This window comes from Acidocella sp. (assembly GCF_013044125.1).
Classification (GTDB): Bacteria; Pseudomonadota; Alphaproteobacteria; order Acetobacterales; family Acetobacteraceae; genus Acidocella.
This window is the reverse complement of record NZ_JABEVC010000101.1, coordinates 1-22,448: the sequence shown is the minus strand read 5'-3', so window position 1 is coordinate 22,448 and position 22,448 is coordinate 1. Positions and strand designations below refer to the sequence as shown.

The 22,448-nt window shown below is 61.4% G+C and carries 23 protein-coding genes and 1 pseudogene; 6 read left to right on the top strand and 18 right to left on the bottom strand.

Translation table 11 applies throughout. The features are described 5' to 3' along the window. Positions 1 to 32 precede the first annotated feature (32 nt). The 7 genes from HKL97_RS06450 to HKL97_RS06420 form a co-directional block, all read right to left on the bottom strand. Complete coding sequence (locus HKL97_RS06450; protein ID WP_291423593.1) at positions 33 to 638, bottom strand: hypothetical protein; 606 nt, start codon at positions 636 to 638, stop codon at positions 33 to 35. 257 nt (positions 639 to 895) lie between these two features. After that, a complete protein-coding gene (locus HKL97_RS06445) occupies positions 896 to 1,579 on the bottom strand; it encodes a haloacid dehalogenase type II (RefSeq protein WP_291423591.1) in 684 nt (227 codons plus the stop codon). Between the two features lie 23 nt (positions 1,580 to 1,602). Next, positions 1,603 to 2,169 carry a carboxymuconolactone decarboxylase family protein gene (locus tag HKL97_RS06440; protein ID WP_291423590.1) on the bottom strand — a complete coding sequence of 189 codons (567 nt, stop codon included), beginning with the start codon at positions 2,167 to 2,169 and terminating at the stop codon, positions 1,603 to 1,605. Positions 2,170 to 2,198: 29 nt separating this feature from the next. Continuing rightward, entirely contained in the window at positions 2,199 to 2,789 is a 591-nt protein-coding gene (locus HKL97_RS06435) for a TetR/AcrR family transcriptional regulator (protein WP_291423588.1), read from the bottom strand. A 159-nt stretch (positions 2,790 to 2,948) separates the two neighbouring features. Beyond that, on the bottom strand, positions 2,949 to 3,218 hold the full coding sequence (locus tag HKL97_RS06430) for a helix-turn-helix domain-containing protein (protein WP_291423586.1): 270 nt from the start codon (positions 3,216 to 3,218) through the stop codon (positions 2,949 to 2,951). 77 nt (positions 3,219 to 3,295) lie between these two features. Beyond that, positions 3,296 to 4,189, bottom strand: a complete 894-nt coding sequence (locus tag HKL97_RS06425; protein ID WP_291423583.1) for an EamA family transporter — start codon at positions 4,187 to 4,189, stop codon at positions 3,296 to 3,298. 158 nt (positions 4,190 to 4,347) lie between these two features. Continuing rightward, complete coding sequence (locus HKL97_RS06420; protein ID WP_291423581.1) at positions 4,348 to 5,316, bottom strand: LacI family DNA-binding transcriptional regulator; 969 nt, start codon at positions 5,314 to 5,316, stop codon at positions 4,348 to 4,350. 186 nt (positions 5,317 to 5,502) lie between these two features. Between HKL97_RS06420 and HKL97_RS06415 the strand changes: the two genes are divergently transcribed. Both HKL97_RS06415 and HKL97_RS06410 read left to right on the top strand, forming a co-directional pair. Continuing rightward, a complete protein-coding gene (locus HKL97_RS06415) occupies positions 5,503 to 6,519 on the top strand; it encodes a Gfo/Idh/MocA family oxidoreductase (protein WP_291423579.1) in 1,017 nt (338 codons plus the stop codon). A 51-nt stretch (positions 6,520 to 6,570) separates the two neighbouring features. Next, positions 6,571 to 7,347: a TIM barrel protein gene (locus HKL97_RS06410; protein ID WP_291423577.1), complete on the top strand. Its 777-nt coding sequence runs from the start codon at positions 6,571 to 6,573 to the stop codon at positions 7,345 to 7,347. Positions 7,348 to 7,464: 117 nt separating this feature from the next. Here the strand turns inward: HKL97_RS06410 and HKL97_RS13660 are convergent, their stop codons facing one another. The 9 genes from HKL97_RS13660 to HKL97_RS06370 all read right to left on the bottom strand — a co-directional run bounded on the left by HKL97_RS13660 (position 7,465) and on the right by HKL97_RS06370 (position 15,799). Beyond that, positions 7,465 to 7,644, bottom strand: a complete 180-nt coding sequence (locus HKL97_RS13660; protein ID WP_363238487.1) for a poly-beta-hydroxybutyrate polymerase N-terminal domain-containing protein — start codon at positions 7,642 to 7,644, stop codon at positions 7,465 to 7,467. Between the two features lie 20 nt (positions 7,645 to 7,664). Further along, positions 7,665 to 8,390, bottom strand: coding sequence for an acetoacetyl-CoA reductase (gene phbB, locus HKL97_RS06405; protein WP_291423575.1), 726 nt, complete (start codon positions 8,388 to 8,390; stop codon positions 7,665 to 7,667). Positions 8,391 to 8,650: 260 nt separating this feature from the next. After that, positions 8,651 to 10,090 carry an FGGY-family carbohydrate kinase gene (locus tag HKL97_RS06400; RefSeq protein WP_291423573.1) on the bottom strand — a complete coding sequence of 480 codons (1,440 nt, stop codon included), beginning with the start codon at positions 10,088 to 10,090 and terminating at the stop codon, positions 8,651 to 8,653. A gap of 7 nt (positions 10,091 to 10,097) precedes the next feature. Beyond that, the gene (locus tag HKL97_RS06395) at positions 10,098 to 10,412 is read right to left on the bottom strand and encodes an L-rhamnose mutarotase (protein ID WP_291423595.1); all 315 of its coding nucleotides are present in this window, start codon (positions 10,410 to 10,412) and stop codon (positions 10,098 to 10,100) included. Positions 10,413 to 10,423: 11 nt separating this feature from the next. After that, positions 10,424 to 11,422, bottom strand: a complete 999-nt coding sequence (locus HKL97_RS06390; protein ID WP_291423572.1) for an ABC transporter permease — start codon at positions 11,420 to 11,422, stop codon at positions 10,424 to 10,426. Then, a complete protein-coding gene (locus tag HKL97_RS06385; RefSeq protein WP_291423570.1) occupies positions 11,419 to 12,411 on the bottom strand; it encodes an ABC transporter permease in 993 nt (330 codons plus the stop codon). Before HKL97_RS06385 ends, HKL97_RS06390 begins: the two co-directional genes overlap by 4 nt. Next, a complete protein-coding gene (locus tag HKL97_RS06380; protein ID WP_291423568.1) occupies positions 12,404 to 13,888 on the bottom strand; it encodes a sugar ABC transporter ATP-binding protein in 1,485 nt (494 codons plus the stop codon). Before HKL97_RS06380 ends, HKL97_RS06385 begins: the two co-directional genes overlap by 8 nt. 13 nt (positions 13,889 to 13,901) lie before the next feature. Next, on the bottom strand, positions 13,902 to 14,906 hold the full coding sequence (gene rhaS / locus HKL97_RS06375; protein WP_291423566.1) for a rhamnose ABC transporter substrate-binding protein: 1,005 nt from the start codon (positions 14,904 to 14,906) through the stop codon (positions 13,902 to 13,904). Between the two features lie 71 nt (positions 14,907 to 14,977). After that, positions 14,978 to 15,799: a DeoR/GlpR family DNA-binding transcription regulator gene (locus HKL97_RS06370; protein ID WP_291423564.1), complete on the bottom strand. Its 822-nt coding sequence runs from the start codon at positions 15,797 to 15,799 to the stop codon at positions 14,978 to 14,980. A 179-nt stretch (positions 15,800 to 15,978) separates the two neighbouring features. On the opposite strand from HKL97_RS06370, the gene HKL97_RS06365 reads away from it, so the two are divergent. Then, entirely contained in the window at positions 15,979 to 18,087 is a 2,109-nt protein-coding gene (locus HKL97_RS06365) for a bifunctional rhamnulose-1-phosphate aldolase/short-chain dehydrogenase (protein WP_291423562.1), read from the top strand. Positions 18,088 to 18,092: 5 nt separating this feature from the next. Beyond that, entirely contained in the window at positions 18,093 to 19,412 is a 1,320-nt protein-coding gene (gene rhaI, locus HKL97_RS06360) for an L-rhamnose catabolism isomerase (RefSeq protein ID WP_291423560.1), read from the top strand. Here rhaI and HKL97_RS06355 read toward each other — a convergent pair. Further along, entirely contained in the window at positions 19,371 to 20,321 is a 951-nt protein-coding gene (locus HKL97_RS06355) for a LysR family transcriptional regulator (protein WP_291423559.1), read from the bottom strand. The genes rhaI and HKL97_RS06355 overlap by 42 nt on opposite strands. An 85-nt stretch (positions 20,322 to 20,406) precedes the next feature. Between HKL97_RS06355 and HKL97_RS06350 the strand changes: the two genes are divergently transcribed. Both HKL97_RS06350 and HKL97_RS06345 read left to right on the top strand, forming a co-directional pair. Continuing rightward, the gene (locus HKL97_RS06350) at positions 20,407 to 20,832 is read left to right on the top strand and encodes a DoxX family protein (RefSeq protein WP_291423557.1); all 426 of its coding nucleotides are present in this window, start codon (positions 20,407 to 20,409) and stop codon (positions 20,830 to 20,832) included. Continuing rightward, on the top strand, positions 20,832 to 21,614 hold the full coding sequence (locus HKL97_RS06345; RefSeq protein ID WP_291423555.1) for a class III extradiol ring-cleavage dioxygenase: 783 nt from the start codon (positions 20,832 to 20,834) through the stop codon (positions 21,612 to 21,614). Before HKL97_RS06350 ends, HKL97_RS06345 begins: the two co-directional genes overlap by 1 nt. A 70-nt stretch (positions 21,615 to 21,684) precedes the next feature. Here the strand turns inward: HKL97_RS06345 and HKL97_RS06340 are convergent. Further along, positions 21,685 to 22,095: pseudogene (locus HKL97_RS06340) on the bottom strand (transposase); the annotation flags it as partial. Positions 22,096 to 22,448 lie beyond the last annotated feature (353 nt).

The following is a 22,448-nucleotide window of genomic DNA, read 5'->3' as shown; positions in this document are numbered from 1 at the left end:
GGTGTGACGCGCTGACGCTCAATTTATGCTCGTCAATATATAGATTTCTTAAATTCCCATATGACGCGCATGAATGCGTCCCCGCTACGGGCCACTACCGGAGCGATCGCGTTTTTCAAAATGAATATCGCCATACCAGGCTTGAGCGTGCCCACGGGCATCATCACAATCGGACATGACAGCGACAGTACCAATAACATCATGCCCGGGCCCGAGAGCGCCGCCCCGATGCGTCCGGCCGCCACCGAAGCGCCGATGCCCGTGGCGCGCAGGGCGGTGGGGAAGAGTTCGGAGAAGGTCGGGTAAGCGGCGATCCAACTTCCCGTTGCCAGCATGTTGACCAGCGCAAAGCCGATCATGATGGGCCCGGCACCCCTGCTTGTGAACGAGGAGAACGCCACCAGCCCGAGTGCCGTGGCGAGGTAGAATCCTCCCACCGTCCAGCCCCGGCCCAACCGGTCAAGCAGTGCCGCGGCGGCCAGACCACCCACCAGCGCGCAGACACTCCCGGCAAGGTAAAACAACGGCAACTGCGCTGGCGGCAGATGCAGGGCTGGCAATACGACAATCGGCAAAAAGGCGAACAAGCCATAATAGCCGGAGGCTTCGACGAAATCGAGCGCGGTCCCAAGGGCCAAACGGCCCGAACACCAGCACCAGCACCAGCATCGTATGAAACCGATTCCATCGCAGGGTGGAAAGCTGGTCCAGCAAGCCCGTTTCGGCTGCTGAATAATGGTCTGGTAAGCTCATACGGATTCGTCCGGAGGCTTGAAAAGCAACAGATGAACCGGGCCACGACCAGCCCGGTCTCGTTATTCGCGCTGGGGAAGAGAATGGTTACGCACCAAGGTGATTATTTTTATCCCCCCCTTCACGCGCCGGACCAAGCGGTTCACTCTGCCATCAGCGTAGGCAATTCCCCCAGACCGCGCACCACCGCGCGCGGTGCGCCGGGTAGGCGCTCGGCCGGCTGGCCCGCGCGGTTGCACCAGACAACCTGAAACCCAAACGCCGAAGCTGCATAGGCGTCCCAGCCATTGGCCGAGACGAAGCCGATTTCCTGGGCGGGTATGCCAAGCCGGTCCACCGCGAGCTGGTAGACCTCCGGTGCTGGCTTGAATACGCCTACTTCCTCCACCGAGAGCACATGGTCCAGCAGATGGCTGATTCCGGCATGCTCCACGGCGGCACGCAACATGCCCGGCGTGCCGTTGGAGAGGATCGCCGTAACCAGCCCGCGCACCCGCAGCGCCTCCAGCGCCGCAGAGACCTCGGGATAAGCTTCGAGCGTCTGATAAAGTGCGAGGAGGCGCTGGCGCAGCTCGGGGCTGGCAAGCCCGGTGGCCTCCAGCGCATAGTCGAGCGCCTCGGCCGTCACCTGGCCGAAATCCGCATGGCGTTTCTGCAACCCGCGCAGCCATGTGTATTGCAGTTGCTTGTCGCGCCAAAGCACCGCAAGCACCGCACGTTGCGGCGGTGCGATGTCGTCACACGAAACGACGGCGGCGCCGACGTCAAACAATGTGCCGTAGGCATCGAACACCATGGCCCGAACCTGGGGAAATTTCACCGTCATGCGCCTGCTCCTCGCCTCTCGGATTACGCTACCTTATACGCCGCGAACATGTCGTCGACTGGCGTGTGAAAAAGGTGATTGGCGCAGTTGCTCAATGTTTTCACCGCCATGGCCAGCACAATCTCCAGCGCCTGGCGCTCGCCATAGCCGGCGGCCAGGAATGCCTGTGTGCCGGCCGCTGCGGGACGGCCGCGGGTATCGAACATCACCCGCGTGAACTGCGCCAGCGCCGCCAGTTTTGGATCAGCGACCGGCGTGCCCGCGCGCAACGCCTGCAGTACGTCTGCTGGAACCTTGGACATTTTATCGGCCATCATGCTGTGAGCCGCGCTGCAATAGTTGCACCCGTTGGCGCGGCTGATGACCAGGAACACAACCTCCTGCTCGGTAGGGGTAAAGCCGGATTCCGCCCGGAACCGCGCGTAGCCATCGAGGTAAGTATCCAGCAGCCCGGGGGAGTTCACCATATTGGCATACATATTTGGAATGAATCCAACTTGCGCCTTCGCTTTTTCCAGCACCTTACGGCCGGGCCCAGGTGCGGTCTCCAGGGTTTGGGCGGGTAACGTGAGTTTGGTTTCGGCAGTCATCTACAGTCTCCTGGCGCTAAAAGAAAAAACTAATTCCAGCTTCCCAGCGCGCTGAGCGCCTGGGCGGCAATCCGGCGTAGCTGCGGCGGATTTGCGTCAATGCGCGCGAGAACGCGGAGCGAGAGCACGGCCGCCGTGAGATACTCCGCCATCGCCACCGGATTTATGCTCTCTGGCAGGGCACCAGATTTCCTGGCCCGCGCAATCTGCTCTTCCAGGAATCCCTGGACCTCAAACAGCCTGGAATGGACGAGAGCGCGGGCCTGGGCTGACATCGCCCCGCCATCGAGCAGTGAATTCACAAGCAGGCAGCCCAGGTGATGCGGATCGTCATCTGACAGCGCAATGATCTCATCGAAAAACTGCCTGATCGCGGCAATGGGATCAGCCGCCTGTTCCAGCCGTGCCAGCCTCTCCGAGATGCCGAGATCCGCGTACCGGTTTACCGACGATATGAACAAGCCGTCCTTATCCCCATAGCGATTGTACAGCGAGGCCGCGCTGAGCCCGGTGGCCTGCGTCAAATCCCGCAGGGAGGCCCCGGCATAACCCCGCTGGCGGAATACCTCCACCGAGCAGTCCAGCACATCTTCATCGGTCAAACGGCGGGGGCGGGGCATGGAACGGGCTCCAATCTGTGTTATCCTATTAATAATAGAACGATCACTCTAATACAACCCGTCCCCTTGAAAATTAGTGCCGGCCCACCCCATGATCTCACAATACCGGGTCGTTTTTTTAGTGATGGCTAATTTGCTACAAGCTGCCGTGTAGCCGGATCAGCCTGGCTTCCGCCGCTTTCGGCCCGCCGGCAACGAGCGCGGTGCGTCGCCCTCCGGCCCGGAGTCGGCGAACAGGGCCGCGATCTCCACGCCCAGCGCGGCGGCGATGCGCTCCAGCACCGTGACGGTGGGGTTCTCCATCCTCCGCTCTATCCGGATCATGTAGGTGCGGTCGATGCCCGCGTCCACGGCGAACGCCTCCTGCGAGGCGCCCCGCGCCACCCTCAGCCGCCTCATGTTCCACGCCACGCGCGCCCGCGCGTCCATGCGCCAATTGGGCGCAGGTTGTGGAATTCTTCCCTTCGCTCATCCAGCCTTCCGCCGCCTTCCCGCTACGGCAGAAGCTAAATTCTGGCCAAGCGGCCCTGCAGACGCGGATAGAACACGCTCACGGCAAGGCCCATGACCACCAGCATCGCTGCTGCGAGCTTCCATGCCGGCATCGGTTCGCTGAGCCAAAGCACGGCAGTCCCCATGCCGAAGACCGGCACGAGCAACGCCCAGGGGCTGACCGTGGCGGAGGGATAGCGCGCCAGCAAAAACCCCCAGCTGGCATAGCCAAACCAGCTATTGCCGAGGGACTGCCACACCACAGCGGCCCAGCCCCAGAGGGTGGCATGGCTAATGGCCCGGCCGATAGCCGCCGGGCCTTCCACCAGCAGCGACAAAACGAGCAACGGCGGCGCTGAAAAAAGGCTCCCCCAAACCACATAGGCTAAAAAATTGTCCGGCCGGCCCTCACGCGCGACGATATTGCCAATCGCCCAGCAGGCAGCGGCGAGCACCACAAGAGCCAGGCCGAGTGGCGTGGTGTGGCCGTTAACATGTACCGCGATTACCGCGATGCCCGCCACCGCCAGCAGGCAGGCGGCGACCTGAAAGCCGCGCACCAGTTCGCCGCTGCGCGCCATAGACAGGAAGATGGTGAAGAACACCTGAACCTGGATAACGAGCGAGGCCAGCCCGGGGGAGATATGGCCATCCATCGCCAGAAACAGCAGGCCGAATTGTCCGGCGCCGATGAGGACGCCATAGGCGGCGAGGTTAAGCCAGGATACGTTCGGCCGCGGCAGGAACAAAATGCCCGGCAGGGCCGCGAGGGTAAAGCGCAGCCCGGCGAAGAGGAACGGGGGAAACTGGTCAAGCCCGAGCCGGATGACGACAAAATTGCTGCCCCAGACCGCCGTGATGGCCAGCGCGAGAAGGCCGTGCCGCAAGCTGAGCGTGGTGTGTTGCATTGCCCCTCCCCCCGTTGACACAGCGTCCGCGCACGAATTAGGCAGATTCAGCTCAAGGGAGAATGCCCGCCCATGCAAGGCTCTTCTGCGCGCGCTGGGCAGCTTTGCGCTGCGCCGCCACTTCAGGCGCGCGGCGGCGATCTCCGGTCATCCGCAGGTCATGCCGTTGAACGTAAAATCAGTTGGCCTGATATCGCAACAGTTTTGGATTCAAGGTCTCCCGTCACCATGGCCACAACCGTGTCAACCATTGCGTGCAAGGGTTGTTCATATGTCGTCAGGCTGTATGCCGGTGTTCCGCTGAGCTCTAAATTATCAAACCCCAAAACAGCCATGTCCTCCGGTACGCGCAGACCGAAATCACTGCGCAGAACGTCCAGCGCCCCCATCGCCAAAATATCATTTTCGCACATCAATACGTCGATACGCTCCGCCGGAGGCGTTATCGACAAATAAGAGTGGAGCGCGGTTGCTCCGGCTTTCCAGCTGTAGTCATCAGCGCTGAGTTCTGTACTGACGCTGATGCCGTGCCGCCCCCAGAAATGGGCGAAATAATGCTTCCGCTGCAGCGCGGTGGAAAGCACCTGTGCTCCAGCCATGAAACCTGGGCGGCGGTACCCTTTGCCGGCGAGGTGGCTGACGATATCGCGCAGCGCCAATTGCGCGTCGCAGACAACGGCGGGAATACCTTCGATCTGGCTATCGCGCGCCAACACGAAGAGCGGCGGCATGCCCTTGCTGAGTTTGCGGTCGCGCAGCGTTTCATCCCGAAAGGCCGTGCCGAATAAAATGACAGCATCGACCTGCCGCTGGTCCGCATTGAGCAGGGCACGCACATGGTCAAATTGCGTGTTGATGTTGATGAGCATCACCACCCGCCCCTCGGCCTGCAGGCGGGCGGTCAACGCTTCCAGAAAAGGCAATTTCTGCGGATTGGCGAAATCATCCACGAAGACTGCCACCTGATGCGTGAGATTCGTGGCCAAACTGCGTGCCAGCAGGTTTGGGGTGTAGTTCAACGCCTCGGCGGCGGCCAAAACCCGCCGCCGGCTTTCCTCGGTAATCGAAGCGCCAGGGGTGAAGGCGCGGATAACGGTCCATTTAGAGACGCCAGCCGCCGCCGCCACTTCCCTTGCCGTTGCCCGTTTACTCATTGCCTCCGCCCTGCGCTTGGAACGCAAATTCCAGAAAAATCACCATGGGAATTTCTCTTGCATATTTTGGTCCAGCGTGTAAGTTGCGGCGCTTGCTACCGGTAGCAAGCTCTTTATAGCACTCAATCCCGCATTTTCTAATATCAACGGAAACCGCCCATGCCCCGCACCACGCCTGTTAATGTCGGCCTCATCGGCGCCGGCCGTATCGGCTCCTTTCATGCAGAAACCGTGGCCCGCCGCCTGGTTGAGGCGAACCTGGCCGCCATTGCCGACCCTGCCCCTGGCGCAGCCCAGGCGCTCGCCCACAAACTGGATGCCGATGGCGCCTATGAGAATGTGGAAGCGCTTTTAGCCCATCCAGGGCTCGATGCCGTTATCATCGCCACGCCCGCGCGGTTTCATACCAATGTGCTGGTGCAGGCCGCCGAGGCGGGCAAGGCCATATTCTGCGAAAAACCGATGGCGTTGACGCTTGAGGATGCGGATCGCGCCATTGCCGCGGCGCGGGCTTCTGGCGTGCCTTTGCAGGTTGGGTTCAACCGCCGATGGGATCAGGCTTTTGCCGAAGGCAAGGCGGCGATCGAAGCCGGGCAGGTGGGAACGCCACAGCTGCTGCGCTCGCTCACACGTGACCCAGGGCCCTTTGGCGGCGATCCGGCGCGCATTCCACTCTGGACGATTTTCTACGAAACGCTGATTCATGATTTCGACACGCTGTTGTGGCTCAATGCCGGGGCGCGCCCTGTGGAGGTCTACGCCACCGGGGATGCTCTGGTCCGCCCCGACGCCAAGGCGAATGGTTTTCTGGATACCGCCGTTGTGACGATCAGGTTCGACAACGGATCTATCGCCGTGGCCGAAGCGAATTTTTGCGCGATGTATGGGTATGACATCCGCGGCGAAGTGTTCGGCTCTCAAGGCATGGTAACGATGGGAGATGTCCGGCGCTCAAGCATGATGCTGTTCGACAAGAGCGGTGTATCGAGCAACACATGGCGCCGCGATACCGAGCATTTCATCCATGGGTACACGGCACAATTGGCGGCTTTCGTGCGAAGCATGCGTGGTGACCAGGGCATGGTCCCCAGTGGTGAGGATGCACGCGCCGCCCTGGCCATCGCGCTGGCCTGCATTGAATCAATCACCCGGAAGGCGCCTGTGGCGTTGGCCTGACAGCAGGCGCGAATCAGCGTCTGATCCATCATCATCCTGAAGGAACTTTAAATGACGTTTTCACTTGCCGCCTGCGCTGAAATGCTCTGGCGAGACCGCCCCATCGAGTGGCGCGCCGCGCGCCTGAAAGACCTTGGCTTCGGCGTTGGGCTTTGGAACTGGCCAGACCATGACCTGGCGAAACTCGAAGCAACCGGCGCTACTTTCACGATCATGAACGGCTATCTGCGGGGACGCCTGACAGATGACGATGGCGCGGTCGAACTGCTGGCCACGGCACGGGAGACCGCGCGCGTGGGCAAACGGCTTGGGGTGCAACGCTTGAACCTGCACGGCACCGGGCTGGGCGAAGGCGGCTTGCCGGTGCAGCCTGTTCAAATTGTGACCGGCGCCATGTGGCTCAAGGCGCACGACACGCTGTGCCGGATCTGCGACATGGCTGAAAAGGAAGATGCCGTCTTCACGCTGGAGAATCTGAACCTGCCGGTTGACCACCCCGGAACGCCGTTTGGACGGGCCGAGGACACGCTGGCGTTGGTGTCGGCGGTCAATCATCCACGGCTTAAATTGAACCTTGATCTCTACCACGCGCAGATCGGCGAAGGAAATTTGATCGAACTCTGCCGCCGGGCGCTGCCTTGGGTTGGGGAGATTCAAGTGGCCGATGTTCCTGGCCGCATGGAACCGGGAACCGGTGAGGTGAACTGGCGCGGTGTCGCTTTGGCGCTCAAGGCGATGGGGTATACCGGCCCGGTGGGAATGGAAGCTTTCGCCAGCGGCGACCCAGAGGCTGCCCTGGCGGCATTCCGCGCTGCCTTCACTGTCTAGCGAGCGTGTCCCGGTAATTTTAGCGCAAGCGCGGCAGCCGAAAGCGTGAATCAGCCTCTTATCAAAAATGTTGGCGCGTTCAGCTTGGCGTGCTTGCATCAAGCTGAACATATCGCGCTATAACCTTGCCGCGCATGACCGCGGCGTTGCGCCCAACCTGAAATGCACCGGCGCCAACGGCGAAAGACCGCCGGTCAACCGGGCAATCGCGGCATGAAATGGCTGATCGTATCCGCAAAAATCCGGCGCGGGCGTCCCGGCAGAGACCGGGGCAATTGATAAATCACGCCACGGCATGGCGCATCTCACAAATGGCCCTACGCCATGTATTGGCCACCATTGGCGGTGATCGTCGCGCCCGTTATAAACCCCGCTTCCTCACTCACCAGGAATTGCACGACCCTGGCGATCTCATCCGCCTGGCCCAGGCGGCCCACCGGTATCTGCGCGACAATTTTGGCGAGGACGTTCTCCGGCACCTCAGCTACCATTTCGGTTTCGGTATATCCCGGCGCCACAGCATTCACCGTAATGCCCTTAGCCGCGGTCTCCAGCGCAAGCGCTTTCGTGAAACCCAAAACACCCGCCTTCGCCGCCGCATAATTTGTCTGTCCGGCTTGCCCCTTTTGTCCGTTGATTGAGGAGATGTTAACGATCCGTCCGAAACCGCCCTCACGCATCGGCTCGATCACGGCGCGGCACATGTTGAAGCAGGATGTGAGATCCGTCTCGATGACCTGCTGCCACTGCGTTGGGGTCATCTTATGGAGCATGGCGTCGCGGGTGATACCGGCGTTGTTGACGAGAATTTCGACCGCACCGCCAAAATCCTTCGTAACACCGCGCAAACCCGCCTCGCATGCGTCGTAATTTCCGACATCCCATTTATAAATACCGATGCCAGTCTCATGCTGAAACGCTGAGGCAGCGGCATCATTGCCCTGATAAACCGCGGCAACCGCATAGCCGCTCTCCTTGAGCCGGCGCGCCACCGCCGATCCGATTCCGCGTGTTCCTCCCGTAACAACAGCAACCCTACTCATCCCATTTTCTCGCTTTTTATTATGAGCCAACCGGAAAACCGAACCATCATTTCCAGAACGCAAACAAGTACACGGCATCGCACCCGCAACAAACCTGACCCACGCCGCCTTGTATATAAACAAGCCTTATAGGCCCTGGCAGAGTCTTAAACTAACATCCACCAGCCGCGCCGCCCGGTCATTGACTCAGATCAACCAAATCCGAAATTTTCGCCCCACGGCAATTTCAGCACAGTGTCCTGCCCTGAAATACGCCTCGTTCAAGATAACTCAGGCCGTACCGGTCTGCGCTCAGCCGATGGTGCGGGCGGCAGGGCTTGGCGCCAGCGGTCGCGATAGGCGCGCAGATCAGCCGCATTGGGGAGTGCCTCGCTGCGCGCCGGAGCGCCGAACGGCGCGGGACGCTCCGCGGATGTAAGCCAAAGGACCGCGGGAATGATGCCGATTTTGCTCTGCGCGGGGAGGATTTCGGCATCCGGACGCAGGCTTTTCAGGATGCGCGGGAAGAGGGGCGAGGCGGCCAGCGGGCCATCGATGAGGATGGCGCCGCTGACGCCGAGGCGCTCGAGGCTGTTGTCGGTCATCAGGGCGCAATAAAGAGTGGCAAGGGCGGCGCGGCCCTCGGGCGCGAGCGCGGAGGCGGCGAGCATCTGGCCGGGAGCCTCGGGGAACGGCCCGCCAGGCGCAAAGCTGGGCAGCGCCAGCGCGCCGGCCGCGAGGACACAGGCCAGCCCTTCCAGCGTGGGCGTTGCGCGCGCGCCCTCAGGGCCGGCAATCGCGGCGTATTCCCGGCCAGCCATGAAGCGGGCGGTGGGGACAAGACCGCCGCGGGCATCGAGGTTGCACAGCATGTCCTCGGCCTCGCGCAAATTGGCGAGCGGCGCGGCGGGCGCGAAGATGACGCACCAAGTGCCGCTGGAAACAACCGTGAAATCCTTGCCCGCTGGTTGGGTTACAAGATGCGCAAGATAGGAGGCATTGGAATCATGGATGCCGCAGAAGACGGTGCAGCCGGGGGCAAGCCCGGTTGCGGCGGCGATTTCGGGGCGCAACCCGCCGAGAGCTTGGCTGGCGGGCCGCAGCGGGGGGAAGTAGCCTGCCCAGCCCTTGGCGCGCGCGAGGTGGGAGAAGCAGCCCTGTGCGGGAAGCCAAAGATCCGTGTGGCAGCCCAGGGAGGTAATTTCGCTGGCGGCCACGCCGGAGAGCCGCCAGGCCCAGTATTGCGGGTATGTGAGGATCATCTCCACATTGGCGAAAAACCGGGGGGCGAGACGCTGCAGGGTAAAAATCTGCCGGCCGAGATTAAGCCCCGTGGTGAGGTTGGGCGAGAGCGTCGCGGTGAAGGGATCGCGCAGCAACTCATATTCGGCGCGGCACCGCTCGAAATACGGGTCCTCGTAATCAGGCGCCAACAGCACTTTGCCGCCGTTGCCGATCAGCACCATGGCGGCGCCATGGGCAATGGGCAAAATGGCGCGGATGTGCTGCCTGTGCGGACAGGTCCTCAGCGCGTGCAGCAGCCAGGCCTCAATTCCCTCAATGTCCAGCGCAAGAGCCGGGGTGGGTTCGCCCGGCAGGGGCGCGCACGAGATGGCGGATGAGGCGCGCGCACATGACCAGATGATGCCGCCATCCGGCGCGGCGAGAAAAAGCCTGGTGTTGGATTTGCCGATATCGAGAACGGCGATCAGACCGGCCATTCTGCGCTCACGCAAGGTGGAACATGGGCAGCAACGGCGTGACGGCTGGCGAACCATCCGGGTTGGTTGCCATGATGTCCGCCATATGCCGCCACCACGCCTGCATCACAGGATGGCTGGGCAGCGCGTCCATGCCGTGCCGCACAGGGCGCGAGAGAACCGCGAAGAGGCTGTGGCTCTCAGGGTCCAGAAAAATGCTGTAATCGCTGATACCGGCGGCTTTGAGCAGCGCGGTCAGCTCCGGCCAGATTGCGTCATGCCGCCGCTGGTATTCCGCAGCCTGGCCAGGAGTTAGCGACATACGAAAGGCGACTTTTTCCATCGGCTGTTCCATCAGCTGCGCCTGCGCCGCCCGCTCTGGCCAAGCGCCGAGGAAATCGCCACGACGCCAATGAGCAGTGTACCGGTGACGATGCCGAGCACGATGCCTGGAAAATTCAGCAGGCTGAGCCCAAAGGTGACCAGGCCGATGAACAGCGCCGCCAGCACGACGCCGAGGATGCTGCCCTGGCCGCCGTTGATGGAAACGCCGCCCAGTATCACCATGGTGATGATCGAAAGTTCCCATCCGGTGGCAATTGAGGGGCGGGTCGAGCCGAGGCGCGAGGTCAGCAGGATGGAGGCCAGCCCGGCGGTCGCGCCCAGCAGGGCAAAAATCCAGAATTTATAACGCTCAACGGGAATACCCGAAAGCCGCGAGGCAACCGGGTTGGCGCCTATGGCGAAGATGCGGCGGCCGATGACGCTTTTGTGCAACGCCACCGCGAAGGCAAGCGCCAGCAGCGCAAAGAGCGTTACCTCGAAAGAGACGGGGCCGATAACATAGCCCTGGCCAAAATAGGCGAAATCCGGCTGGTAGGATTTCAGCACGCCGTTGCCGACAAGAGCATAAGCGATGCCACGAAAGAGCGTGAGCGTGCCGATGGTCGCGACGATCGAGGGCACGCGCAGCCGGGTGACCAGAAAACCGTTGAAGCAACCTGCAAGAAACCCGGTGAAGATGCCAAGGCCAACCAGCCATGGCGTTGCAAACCCCGCCTTGGCTGCCAGCCCCATGGCGACGGAACACAAGGCGATGGTGCTGCCGACGGAAATATCGATCTCGCCTGCGATGATGAGCAGCGCCATCGGCAGCGCCACGATGGCCTGTTCGGTGAAGTTGAAGCTGGCGTCCGAGAGCGTCCAGGGATTAAGAAAATAAGGTGAGAGATACGTGTTCAGCCCGAAATCCGCGATGACCGCGAGGCCGAGAAGCGTCTCCCATTTCAACAGGATTTTCTTCCAGGCGATGGGCGGGCCTGGCGTATAGCTGGAAGACAAAGCCTTGCTCATGGCGTCACCTTTTTGGATTCAAGAATGTGCCGGCCATGGGTTTTGCGCTGGGTGCCGGAATTGAGCGCCACCGCGACGGTAATGACCAGCCCGCTGATCAACAATTGGAAAAACGGAGAAATGCCAACAACAGGCAGGGCATTTTTGATGATGCCAAGGAACAGCGCGCCGAGGATAACCCCCACAACACCGCCGGCGCCGCCGCTGATCGAGACGCCCCCGATAACGCAGGCGGCGATCACCTGAAGCTCGAAGCCGGAAGCGACATCGGTGTAGGCAACGCCAAAGCGCGCCACCCAGAAGTAGCCCGAAAGCCCCGCAATGGCGCCGGAGAGCATGAAAGCAACGCATTGCAGGCGGCCAACATCAATGCCGGCATAGGCGGCGGCTTCAGGGTTGTTGCCCGCGGCGTAGAGATTGCGGCCGGTGAGACTGTAGCGCAAAAACAAGAAGGCCAGTATCGCGATCAACACGCCTGCCCAGCTTAGCAGGTTGATGCCCAAAAGCGGCAGGCGCACCAGATTGAGAAAAGCATGCGACATCTGGCCGCTGTTCACCCAGGCACCGCCGGAAATAATATAGACCAGGCCGCGAAATACCGAGAGCGTGCCCAGCGTCACCACGATGGAGGGGATGCGCAGCTTCCAGACCAGAAGACCGTTGACGGCTCCCAGCGCGCTGCCCATGACCAGGGAAATGAGCAGGACCGGGAGAATGCCGGCACCCGGATGTTTGGCGTTGAAAAGTGCCACAACCATGCCCGTGAGCGCGGCATTGGCGGCGACGGAGAGGTCCACACTGCGGGTCAGCAGCACAAACATCTCGCCCACGGCCATCATCATCAGCAAGGCGGTATCATCAAAAGCTGATTTCAGGTTCACCGGATCGAGGAAGGGCGGAAACGCGATCGAGACGCTCAGAAGCAGAGCGATGATCAACAGGCTGAGCCCCGTCACCGCCGGGGCGCGCAGGAAAAATGATTTAAGCATCGGCCGCCGCCGCGACAATCCGCTCCGGCGTGGCTTCGGCGCGGCTGAAGCAGGCGCGCAACCGGCCCCGGCGCATCACCAGGATACGGTCGGCCATGCCCATGATCTCGGGCAGCTCGGAGGAAACCATGATAATGCCGAGCCCCTTGGAGACGAGTTCACCCATCAACCGGTAAACGGCTGTTTTCGCGCCTATGTCGATGCCTTTTGTCGGCTCGTCCATGATCATCACCTGCGGGTTGGTCGCCAGCCATTTGGCGATTATGACTTTTTGCTGGTTGCCGCCGGAAAGTTCCTCAAGGAGCTGGCCGGCGCTGGAAGTTTTTATCTGTAGTTCGCCTATGAATCGCCTGGCGAGCGCTTGCTCATCGCGCCGGTTGACAAAACCCCGGTGAGATATGCCCGAGAGGCAGGGAAGAACGATGTTCTCGCCGATCGATGCGCGCAGGATGCCGCCCTGGCTTTGGCGATCCTCTGGCAGGTAGGCGATGCCCTTGGCAATGGCCTCGCCCGGCGAGCGGATGTTCAGCATCTCACCGCGCAGGGCGATGCGCCCGCTGTCTGGCCTGTGGAGGCCAAAGATCGCCTGCATCACCTCGCTGCGCCCTGCGCCGATGAGGCCGTAGACGCCAAGAATTTCGCCGCCGTTGAGGGTAAAGCTGACATCCGCGAATTCCTCCCCGCGCGAGAGCGCCTCAACCTGCAACAAGGGCGCGCCGATCGGCACGTCCTGCTTAGGAAAGACCTGGTCCACTGTGCGCCCGACCATCATGGAGATCAGGCTGGAGCGGTCGGTCTCGCATACCAGACCGCTCCCCACGGCGGCGCCATCGCGGAAGACCGCGTAACGGTCCGCCAGGGCGAAAATCTCCTCGAATTTATGGGTGATGAATAAAATGGCGCGTCCCTCGCGTTTGAGCCGTTGCACAATCTGGAAAAGCTCTTCCACCTCGCGGTGGGAGAGGGCCGCGGTCGGCTCGTCCATGATCACGATCCGCGCCTCGTTGGAGAGTGCGCGCGCAATCTGGATGAGATGTTTCTGCGCCACGCCAAGGTCGCGCGCCAGCATTCTGGGATCGATCCCGGGATCAAGCTCAGCCAGTATCCCGGCTGCGCGGCGATACATCTGCGCCCAATCCACCACCCCGTGGCGGCGCGGCCGCGCGGCGATGAAAATATTCTCGGCGACGGAGAGATCGTCGAACACCACCGGCTCCTGATGAATCGCGCTGATGCCGAGACGGTTGGCGGCGGCGGCGGAGCCGATGTGGACGGGCTGGCCGTTCAGACGGATCTCACCCGAATCCGCCTGATAGACTCCGGTCATGATTTTTACCAGAGTCGATTTGCCAGCGCCGTTCTCGCCCACGAGAGCCGTGACCTCGCCCGCGAACAGTTCAAGCTCGCCACGGACAAGCGCCCGCACACCGCCAAAGGATTTGGTGATTCCGCTCAAGCTGAACGCAGGTTCTGTCATGTTAAAAATCCGTTCAGAAGATTTTTACGAATTTCCGTACGTTCGAAGCATCGTAAACGAACGGCTTGGCCATGACACCAACCCCGTCAGCGCCGAAGCTGATATTTCCCATCCGCCCGGCCGGCAGGCTTTGGCCGGGGCCGGTCGCCCCTTTCACCAGATCCACCGCAATCTCGACAACAGAATAGCCCAGATCGATCGGGTTCCAGATTGCAAAGCTCTTGATCGATCCGGCGGCGACATGGCCCGCGCATTCGGAGGGCAGGCCAAGCCCGGTGACAAAAACCTTGCCGACCAGCTTGGCGTCTTCAACCGCCTTGGCGCAGGCAACAATGCCAACGGAGCTGGGGGAGACGATGACTTTGAGATCAGGGTATTTTTGCAGCAGGCCCGTCGCCTGACGGTAGGAATCATCGGCAAGATCGTTGCCATAGACGACCGAGACGAGATCAAGACCGGGATATTTCGGCAGATCCTGTTTCATCGCGGCGATCCATGCGTTTTGGTTCGTCGAGGTGGGGGTGGCCGAGACGATGGCGAATTTTCCAACGCCGCCGGGAGCGGCGGCAGCGGCAAGCTCATCAAGGGTCTGGCCGATCAGCGCGTTTGAAGAATCCGCCAGATGCACGATGCGCCCGCCCGGGCTGATGGCGGAATCATAAGACATGACCTTGATGCCGCGCGACATCGCACGTTTGCAAATCGGCACGAGCGCGTCAGGATCGTTAGCGGAGACCGCGATGGCATCAACATGTTGCGCGATCAGCGATTGGATCACCGCGATCTGGCCATCGGCCGTGGGCTCGGTCGGGCCGGTGAAGATCACCTCGACATCGCCAATCGCGGCCGCGGCTTCAAGCGCACCCTTGTCAACCGCGAGGAAGAAGCCATTTCCAAGCGATTTTGCGACCAGGCCGATACGGATTTTTCCGGCTGCGCGCGCGGGTTTGGCGAATGCGGGCAGTACAGTGGCGCCTAAAGCAGCCGCGGTTACTTGCAGAAGATGGCGACGTTCCATTTGTATTCCTCTCTTTGGTTGATTTTTAGATTGTTTTTGTGGAATCTTGTCTCAGGACGTTAAGCGGCGGCCTAAACCGCCCGTATCTGCGGGCGGTTTGTGGACTCCAGCTCCACCGGGTCGGGTTCCACGACCACCGTGGCAATGCCAGCCGCGTGCAGCATCGCGAGAGCTTCCTGGCTGACACCCGTGTCGGTTATAACGCGCGCGATCCGAGACAGCGGCGCCACGACCATCGCGGAGTTTCGCTTCAATTTTCTGCTGTCGGCGAGAATCACGATCTGCTCAGCCGATTCCAGAAGCCGCATTTCGGCCTGGGCAATCAGCGGATCGGTTTCCATCAGGCCGGCGCTGTTCAGCCCATGGCAGCCGGTAAACAGAATGCGCCCCCAGAAATGCCGGGTCATATCACTGGGGAAAGGGCTGAGGACAATGCCTTGCTGAGGATAGATGGTGCCGCCGGGGATGGTGACGCGGTGGCGGCTGGTCTGCGACATCATCGCCGCAATCGGAAAAGAGTTGGTGAGAATATCCAGGTTGCGCTCTTTCAGGAATTCCACCATCCGGAAAGTCGTGGTGCCGCCATTGATAATGATGCTGTCACCATCCTTGACGAGCGCCGCCGCGGCGCGGGCAATGGCGCGCTTCTCTTCAAAGCAGACAAGCTCCTCGGTTTCGAAGTGGCTGGTGCCGAGATGAACCTGATGGCGGGGAACAAGCGCTTCGGCCCCACCGCGAACACGGCGGATTTCGCCCCGCTCGCTCATGGCGCTGATATCGCGCCGGATCGTCGCCTCAGAGGCTCCCAGCAGATCGACCATTTCCATCACCGAGATGACAGAGCGGTCCTCCACCAGACTTAAGATGATTCGTTGCCGTTCACGTTCCAGCACGTCTATGTTTCCTCATATTTTCAGCAAGCAAACATCAAATTCAATCGGCCGTCAAGAAAAACATGCAGGTTTATGATTGAATATGAGCAAAAAAGATTGCCTTTGACCGTTTCGTGCGTTATGCCGCATGTCAGGCTTTCGCCGTTTGCAGCCAGAATAAAAGCAGAGGAACGTTTGCAATGAATAAGACGGAACATCAGCCGCTTTTGGTAAGCCGCTGGGACGATGCGCTCGCCGCGACGCTCAGCGCGGAACAATTGCTTGTATATCGCTCGAACCTGCTCGGCGGGGACAAGCGGATTACTAATTTTGGCGGCGGCAACACCTCCTCCAAGATTGAAATGCCCGACCCGCTGACCGGCGAAAAAAAATCCGTCTTATGGGTCAAAGGCTCCGGTGGAGATATCGGCAGCATCAAGCTGGATGGATTCGCGACCCTTTATATGGACAAGCTGCTCGCCTTGCAGGGACTCTACAAAGGAGCCGCGCATGAGGATGAGGTGGTGGGGCTATATCCCCACTGCACGTTCAACCTGAATCCGCGCGCGGCAAGCATTGATACGCCGCTGCACGGGTTGGTTGACCGCCCGCATGTGGACCATGTGCATCCGGATGCGATCATCGCAATCGCGGCATCGGCTGACAGCCGCGCGCTGACGCGGGAGATTTTTGGCGAGAGTCTCGGCTGGCTGCCCTGGCGGCGTCCCGGCTTTGAGCTTGCGCTCGAATTGCAGCGCTTTGCACGTGAAAACCCTGAGGCGCGCGGGGTTGTCCTGGAGGCGCACGGGCTCTTTACCTGGGGCAATACCCAGAAAGAATGTTACGAGACGACGCTCGATGTCATCAACCGCGCCAGCATTTACCTTGCCGCCAAAAGCGAGGGCAAGCCTGCGTTCGGCGGGGAGGCCGTCGCGGCGGCTCCCGCGGCGCGGCGCGGCGCGGTCGCGGCAGGGCTGATGCCGGCAATCCGCGGCCTCATCAGCCGGTCAGGTTCGCGCAAAATCGGTCATTTTGATGATTCACCAGCCGTGCTGGAGTTTGTAAACAGTGCTGAGCTGCGCCGGCTGGCGGCGCTGGGCACATCCTGCCCCGACCATTTTCTGCGCACCAAAATCACGCCGCTGGTGCTGGATTTTGATCCCGCAACACAGGAGGCGGCCGATATTCTGCCCGCCCTGCCAACCGCGCTGGCCGATTATGCGGCGGGCTATGCCGCGTATTATGAGCGGTGCAAGCGCCCAGGCAGCCCGGCGATGCGCGATGCGAATCCGGTGGTGTATCTTATCCCCGGCATCGGCATGCTCACCTTTGCGGCTGATAAGGCGACCGCGCGGATAGCAGGGGAGTTTTATCTGAACGCAATCAATGTAATGCGCGGCGCATGCGCGGTTTCCAGCTATCGCGGATTACCGGAGCAGGATGCTTTCGATATTGAATACTGGCAGCTGGAAGAGGCGAAGCTGCAGCGCATGCCTAAGCCGAAGGCGCTGGCGGGGAAGATTGCGCTGATCACCGGCGGCGCCGGGGGGATCGGCATGGCCACGGCGCGGCGGCTGCTCAAGGACGGTGCCTGCGTCGTGCTCTGCGACATCGACAAGGCGGTTCTCGAAACGGCCCGCGCGCAGCTTGCGGGCGAGTTCAGCGCGGACCATGCGCGCGCGGTGTGGGGCGATGTCACCAGCGAGGCGGCAATGGTGGAGGCATTCGCACAAACCGCGCTTCAGTACGGAGGGGTTGATATCTGCATCTGCAACGCCGGGATCGCTTCAGCCTCGGCGCTGGAGGAGACAAGCCTCGCGATGTGGCAACGCAATATGGATATTCTGGCCACCGGCTATTTCCTCACCGCGCGGGAGGGATTCCGGCTGATGAAGTCCCAGCAGCTCGACGGCTCTATCATCATGGTCGGCAGCAAGAATGCGCTGGTGGCATCTCCCGGCGCGGCGGCTTATTGTTCGGCCAAGGCGGCGGAACTGCATCTGGCGCGCTGCCTGGCCCTGGAAGGCGCGCCCTTTGGCATTCGCGCCAACGTCGTCAATCCCGACGCCGTGCTGCGCGGCTCGCGCATCTGGCAGGGCGAGTGGGGCGACCAGCGGGCCGCCAGCTACAACAAGGGCTCGCTGGACGAGCTGGAGGCGGTGTACCGGGAGCGCTCATTGCTGAAACGCAGCGTATATCCCGAGGATATTGCCGAGGCGGTCGCGTTTTTCGCATCGGACATTTCAGCAAAATCAACCGGCAACATCATAAATGTCGACGCTGGCAACGCCAACGCTTTCACACGGTGAATCATATGAACGATATTACGAAATCTGCCCCGGTATTCGATCAAAGCTTTATCGCGGCACAGAATGCGCGGCTGGCGGATGATCTGGCGCGTGACTATGAGCATCTGGGCGCTGTGCTGCGCCGCCGGGGAATTGATATTGAGACGATCACCGCTGCGGTGAGCAAATTTGGTGTGGCGGCGCCAAGCTGGGCGGCCGGCTCGGGGGGGACGCGCTTCGCCCGCTTCCCCATGGCGGGCGAGCCGCGGCATGTTTTTGACAAGATAGACGATTGCGCCGTGGTCAACCGGCTGGCGGCCGCCACGCCGGCCGTCTCGCTGCATTTTCCGTGGGATGAAACCGAAGATCCGCTCGCGTTGCGCGCGTATGCCGCAAACCGGGGGCTTGGATTCGATGCCGTGAATTCCAATACCTTCCAGGATCATCCGGGGAACGCGCGGCACCCGCTATCCTACAAATACGGCAGCCTCACGCATACTGATCCCGCCGTGCGCGCGCAGGCGGTTGCGCATAATCTCCGTTGCATCGAGCTTGGCGAGGCGCTGGGCTCCAAGGCGCTGACCGTCTGGATCGGCGATGGCGCCAATTTTCCAGGGCAGCAGCATTTTGGCAAGGCGTTTGAGCGCTATATCGAGAGCGTTCAGGCTGTGTATGCCAAACTACCCGCCGGCTGGCAGCTCTTTTTAGAACATAAGATGTATGAACCGGCATTCTACGCGACGGTGATCCAGGACTGGGGAAGTTCGCTTCTCGCCGCGCAGGCGGTCGGCAAGAATTGCAAATGCCTCGTTGATTTAGGACATCACGCGCCAAACGTGAATATTGAAATGATTGTCTCCAGGCTGATTCATGCTGATAAGCTCGCAGGATTTCACTTCAATGATTCGAAATATGGCGATGACGATCTGGATGCCGGGGTCATCGATCCGTACCGGCTGTTTTTAATCTTTAATGAACTCGTCGATGCTGAACAGCGCAACGGGGCAGGCTTCAACCCGGCTTATATGCTCGACCAGTCGCATAATGTCACCGACCCGATCGAGAGCCTGCTGACGAGCGCGGCCGAGGTACAACGCGCCTATGCACAGGCCCTGTTGGTGGATCGCGAAGTGTTGGCGGCCTATCAAACAAATAATGATCCGCTGATGGCGAGTCAGACCCTCAAGCAGGCCTTTGTCACCGATGTGCAGCCCATTCTCGCGACGGCGCGGCTGCGCAAGGCGGCGGCAATTGACCCGGTGGCAGTCTATCGCGCCAGCGGCTACCGTGCCGCCGTGGCACGGTTACGGCCCGCCAAGCCCTCCGGCGGCGGCGGGATTGTCTGAGCGCGCCGGATCATTCCCCGCGAAAAGCGGCGCCGCGGCGTGCATTGCGGCCGCCAGCGCGTCAGCTACCGCGCGGATGCGTGGCACATCACGTGTATCTTCGTGCTGGACCAGCCAAATCTCACGCACCGGCAGCGGCGGGGAGTCAAGGCGGATCAGCCCTTCGCCCGCCACGACATGATGACCAAGCACGGCAATGCCAAGTCCGGCACGGGCCGCGGCAAGCTGAGCGGCCCGGCTATCCGTCCGTAGCGCAACCGCCGCCTTCGGCGCCATCTCCGTCAGCGCGTCAATTTCCGCATACACACCCGTCTCATCGCGCGAGAGGATCAGCCGGTGGCCCTCGCCCTGGCTGCCCGGTAGCGCCGGAGCACTATGCGCGGCAAGATAGCCCGCACTTGCGTAGAGCCCGAACGACACCACCCCGGCCCGGCGCCCGCGCAACGACTTGCCACGCGGCCTTGCGAGGCGAATGGCAAGGTCTGCCTCGCGGGCGGCGAGAGAGAGGGTTCGGTCATCGGCGATTAATTCCACCACAATGCCCGGATAGCGCGTGGCCAGCTTGGCTAGCGCCGTAACCAGCACGGAAGGTGCGAAATCGCTAACCGTGGTCAGCCGCACGGTGCCCTCCAGCCGCACATCCCGCCCACTCACCGCGCGTTCCGCAGCCTGGGCCGCATGTTCCATCCGTTCCACCTCGGCGCGCGCCGCCTCCCCGGCTGCCGTCAACCGCAAGCCGCGCGGGGTGCGGTCAAGCAGCCGCACCCCGGCCTTTGCCTCAAGTGCGGCCAACCGCCGCCCCATGGTCGATTGCCGCACGCCCAGCCGCCGCGCCGCCGCTGACAAGGTGCCCTCCCGCGCGATGGCAAGGAAACTTCGCAAATCATCCCACTCCAAATCCGCCTCCATGCAAAAACGCATAACGATAAGCCAAATTTTATGAATTACCAAACAATTTAAGCATTGCTATGTGGAGGTCATAAGGAGATCACTCATGAATTCGAACATCGACACCAAAACCGCCGGCTATGGCGTCCTGCTGCTTCGCCTGACTCTCGGCTTCCTGTTCTTTGCCCATGATTGGCTGAAATTCGTCATCTTCACCCCGGCCGGCACCGAGCATTTTTTCGCCAGCCTGGGCGTGCCGGGATGGTTTGGCATTTTCGTCATGCTGTGGGAGCTTGCCGCCGCGATTGCGCTGGTTCTGGGCATCTGGCCGCGCCTCGCCGCCCTGCTGATCGTGCCGGACCTCATCGGCGCCATCGTGCTCGTGCACATCCATAACGGTTTCTATTTCACCGCGACGGGCGGTGGCTGGGAATATCCGGCTTTCTGGGCCATCGCGCTGGTTGTCCTCGCCCTGCTCGGTGACGGCCCTTATACCCTGGTGCCCACCCCGTTCGGCCGGAGGGGCGCGTAATGCAACCCAGCCTCTTCATCAGCCATGGTTCGCCCATGCTGGCGTTGACGCAGACACCGGCGAGGACGTTCCTCGCCGGGTTATCCGCCGGCCTCCCACGTCCGCGCGCCATTCTTGCCGTCTCGGCGCATTGGGAAACCGCCGCACCGGCTGTCAATGCGGTCAGGCGCAACGAGACGATCCACGATTTTTTTGGCTTTCCCCGTGCCCTTTATGATCTCAGCTACCCAGCACCTGGCGATGCAGCGCTCGCGCAGCGGATTGCGGATCTTCTCGGAAAAGCCGGTTTCGCCACCGGGATTGACCAGACCCGCGGGCTCGATCACGGCGCCTGGGTGCCGCTGATGCTGGCTTGGCCCGCGGCAGACATTCCGGTGCTCCAACTTTCGGTTCAGAGCCACCTCGGGCCGCGCCATGCTTTCCAGATCGGCCGCTGCCTCGCCCCACTGCGTGAAGAGGGGGTGCTGATCCTCGGCTCCGGCAGTTTCACCCATGATCTCAGGCGCTTCCGCGGCCAACCGGTGGATGCGCCGGAAAGCCCGGATGTCACGCAATTCAGCGCCTGGATGGACGAGGCCCTCGCGCGCAACGACATCGACGCCCTGCTCGACTACCGCGCCCGCGCCCCCCACGCACGGGACGAACACCCGAGCGAGGAACATCTGCTCCCGCTTTTCACGGCTATGGGAGCAGGCGGGGGCGGCACGGCGCGGCGCATGCACACCTCCACCGAACACGCCATCCTGCGGATGGACGCATATGGATTCGCCCTGCCGGATTAACCCTGGTGGCGCCGCGGATGATGTGGAAATTGCCATGGGCGGCATCTCTGGTTTGGGGAACATGACGGTGTCAGGCGACGAGATCAAGATGCATTGAGGCGGGGGGCTCTCCGAGGCTGTGCCAACCGTCGACTTTTCGCATGGTGATCTGTCCGGATGCGCGCAATGACCAGAACAACATGGCGGCGGTTTCGGCTGAGGGGAGGACGGTCTGGGTCTTGATCCGGCGCTTAAATCCCTCGTACAGCCGTTCAATGGCATTCGTGGTTCTTGCAGATTTCCGCTGGCTTTTGGGCAACCGGCTGAAGGTGAACAACCGATCACCGGCCTCCTCGAGGCTGCCGGCCACGCCGCGGCATTTCATGCGCCATTTGGCCAGGAACAGCCGGCGCCGGCGCATCACCTCGGCACTGGTTTCAGCGTAGATCATGTCGTCATAGTCGGCGGTGATCTCCTCATGCAGCGCCTCCTGGGCATGCGCCGGCGGGCGGTATGTCTCAGCGCGTGTGAGCATTGCCCACAACGCGCGCGATCCCTACCACTTGTTGGGGTTTACTATTATTAATCGTTCTTTAACGGTAGGCTTTTATGGCTGCCGAGATTATCCATGATGACGATGTTGCCGGGTGACAACGTCGGCACCAACATTTGTTTGATATAGTGTTTCCAATTAAGAGTGGCGTGTTATTAACTCGTCGACGGATTTCCCTGAGAAGATTCTCTGCCGTTTGACCACACCAAGCTCGATCACCAAAGCCCGCATCGTCAAATCCTTCTCCTGCTCAAGCCGGCCAAGAATCCAATCCCGGTGCGGTGTCAGCAAGCGAGGCTGCT